At 43.9% G+C, this 3,090-nt stretch carries 3 protein-coding genes; 1 reads left to right on the top strand and 2 read right to left on the bottom strand.

Annotated features, from left to right (window positions below; genetic code table 11):
* Nucleotides 1–815: AAA family ATPase (locus LUQ50_RS07285; protein ID WP_300038383.1), on the bottom strand; the 815-nt coding region annotated here is incomplete at its 3' end.
* 132 nt (nt 816–947) lie between these two features.
* Between LUQ50_RS07285 and LUQ50_RS07280 the strand changes: the two genes are divergently transcribed.
* Complete coding sequence (locus LUQ50_RS07280; RefSeq protein WP_300038380.1) at nt 948–1,586, top strand: hypothetical protein; 639 nt, start codon at nt 948–950, stop codon at nt 1,584–1,586.
* Nucleotides 1,587–1,969: 383 nt separating this feature from the next.
* Here LUQ50_RS07280 and LUQ50_RS07275 read toward each other — a convergent pair whose 3' ends face one another.
* A complete protein-coding gene (locus tag LUQ50_RS07275) occupies nt 1,970–2,773 on the bottom strand; it encodes a winged helix-turn-helix transcriptional regulator (RefSeq protein WP_300038386.1) in 804 nt (267 codons plus the stop codon).
* Between the last annotated feature and the right edge of the window lie 317 nt (nt 2,774–3,090).

Here is a 3,090-nt window from a genome sequence, read left to right as displayed (position 1 = left end):
TCAATACAGATCTGGGCGATCACGTGAAGCATTTCATCAGAAATACTGACCGAGGAGAGCAGTTCCTGTGCCCTGACGATTCGATCCCGGAGTTCCTGATCTTTTTCTGACCATTGGTTGAGGAACTCTTCTGGATGATTCTCGTATGCCTGCCTCCGCTTGATCACTTCCACCCGTGTATCAGCATCCATAATCCCTTCTATATCAACACAGAGCCCGAACCGATCAAGCAGTTGTGGCCTGAGTTCTCCTTCTTCCGGGTTCATCGTCCCGATCAGGATGAATGAGGCAGGATGCATGTACGAAACCCCTTCCCGCTCGATAAAATTCATTCCCATCGCTGCTGCATCCAGAAGAACGTCCACGATGTGATCATTGAGAAGATTCACCTCATCTACATAGAGGATATTCCGGTGAGCCTGTGCAAGAATACCGGGTTCAAACCTCTTTTCACCTTTCTTCAGAGCGTACTCAATATCGAGACTACCAACGACTTTATCCTCTGTAGCACTGATCGGCAGTTCAACGACCCTCATTCGTGCCATCTTACTCTTCAGATCAGTTCGATTCTGACAGTCAAGGCAGAATCCTTTTGGATCTGCAGGATCACATCCAAAAACACAACCCTCGACAACTTCACGATTTGGAAGTAAGCGGGCTAAAGCGCGTGCTGCCGTAGATTTGGCCGTTCCTTTCTCTCCTTTGATCAAGACTCCACCAATACGTGGGTTAATTGCATTAAGAAGCAGGGCTTTTTTCATCTGTTCCTGACCGACTATCGCTGAGAAAGGATAAATTTCTTCGAAATGACGCATGTGTAACCTCTGCAAATAGTATGCAACCAAATAAAATTTAAATTATCTCAAATAATTCTGATCTACTATGATGTTCCGGTCACCAACTCCTTTCCTTTACGTGCCGTGTTTTTCATACCAAAAACACTATTAGTGATACTGATTCTGGGCGTCTGGATAGGAACCACAAGTAATACAACCGGAAAGATTCCGGAAGAAGAGACAATTTCAATACCTGATCCTGTTGATGTCCCTGATCCTATGCCACAGGAAACACAGATTCCGAATCTCACAACGATTGTGCAATCGAACGTGACTGACTGGAATCCATACTCAGTGCTGCCTCCCTGGCAACCTCCACTCAATCACAGTTCGATATTTCGGAATCCAACAGATTCGACCTTGCAACAGGAACTGAATAAAACCTACTCCGGCTCGGTAGGACTGGCTGCATTCGCAGTTGGAAAGGAACTCAATGTCACAAATGGTCCATTCTCGATAACAGATTCGGTATATCCGAACATCTCATCACCCCTGGATGTCTGGGTAAAAATTACGATCTTTGATCCCTGGCAGCAGATCATTGCTGAAGGAGGGTACAACCGGGGGTTTCCCAGTCAGGAGACACAGACGATGATGATCTACCGGGAGGGTCGATATTACATGAGTATTGAAGGTGAATTTGCGACGATGGATTACACGATAAAAACTGCAGATAGTGTTCCGGTGGTAAGTTCGGCTCCAACCCAGGTTTCAGATATGGGGTACGTTGGAGAGGAAGATCTGGTATGAGGAGAGTCTGGTTAAAGAATAATGGATATTATCGCTTTTATAAGGCCTATATATTTGTCAGTATGATCTACCCAACTTATTGGTCACTGGGACTAGAGATCCGGCAATAGCATTCTGGTATGAAAATGGATCAAAGAGGGCAATATTGACTGGAATTTAAAAATTCAGGCATTAGTGTACCCAATAGTATTATCCCCGCGATATTCATAAGAATCCCTCTATTGTAGATAAGACCCTCGTAGGGGATAAGATTCAAGACCATTAAGGGATGTGTTTCAGTTTCTGTAGAAAAAACGAGGGCAAGGTTTTGCTAAACATTGCCTGTTTCCTTCCATACATGGCAATTACCTAATTTTCAGTTTACTATATCTTTCAAAACCCTGTCATGGTGACAGGAGATCATGGATCTCGTAACTGAGTTCTGCCTGCTCAAGTTGTCTTAAAAAATCGGTAAAAAATTCATCAACGATGACAATGGCTGAAGGAATTCCATGAAGTGCTGCATCTATGGCACCCTCCCGGGATCCAAAATACAGATCCGGGACACGACCGATCTTTTTGAGAGAGACCCATGCTTCCAAGCCGACACAGGCGACAAACGATACCGTTTTGATAACCTCTTTGAGGTTATCCAGGTCAACACTACGTGACCCTCCCCGTTCAACTCGTGGAACCTTACAGACCTGCACAATCGATTCCGAATGCTCAATAATCCCGTCGAGTCTGATAACTCCGGTCTCCTCCCCTTTTGGAGTATCCATAGCAACCTCTCCATTTGCCGAGGTTTGCCTCCGGGAGGCATAGAGAATACTGGATTTCATGTACACACCGACCCGGTCACCTGCTTTCAAATCCTCATCAGCAATTGCTGTCCAGACCGTAATCTGATGAATGATGTCATGCCTGACATGTTTGGCAAAGTTCTCGAGTGTCTCTGCATTCTGAAGGATCCATTCGATACCTTCGCGGGTTACTTCATATCTTCCTCTTCCTGAAGCCTTTATCATCCCTTCATCGATGAGATCCCGAATATACTCAGAAATCGCCTGTGGCGTTACCCCAAGCATTACTGCGATCTCCTGCTGGCGAATTGCAGGTTGATGCTCAGCAATCTCTACTAGAATCTGAAATCGTGTAACATTTCGTTTGCTATGTAGGATAATATATCCTGGATCATCTTCGATCATCATACAGAATCACCCATACCGAAGCCAACGTTTTGTCCAGGAGATGGAACGTAGTGACAGGTGTTCATAAAATTTTATTTCACTTACTCACATTTTCTTGATTTGATCCCTCTTAAAACCATGCAAGGGACATGCGATGAGGCCTGGTATAATAGACTCCTAATATCTGCTAATTATTCTAAAAAACGATTAGATTCCACATAATTTTGAATTTTAGCCCTATAGCTTTTTTGAGTTATCCCAGTTACCAAGATAACCTGAACTCTACAGTATCTTTTTAAAGAAAAGAAAATAGGAATAAATTTTTGTTATTTTGG

It is taken from the genome of Methanospirillum sp., assembly GCF_028679455.1.
Classification (GTDB): Archaea; Halobacteriota; Methanomicrobia; order Methanomicrobiales; family Methanospirillaceae; genus Methanospirillum.
The sequence above is the reverse complement of the archived record's forward strand: the minus strand, read 5'-3'. Positions and strand labels throughout refer to the sequence as shown.

Excerpts from the sequence above, each read along its gene's own strand:
- LUQ50_RS07275 (WP_300038386.1), bottom strand. The coding sequence starts at position 2,773 with ATGATCGAAGATGATCCAGGATATATTATCCTACATAGCAAACGAAAT.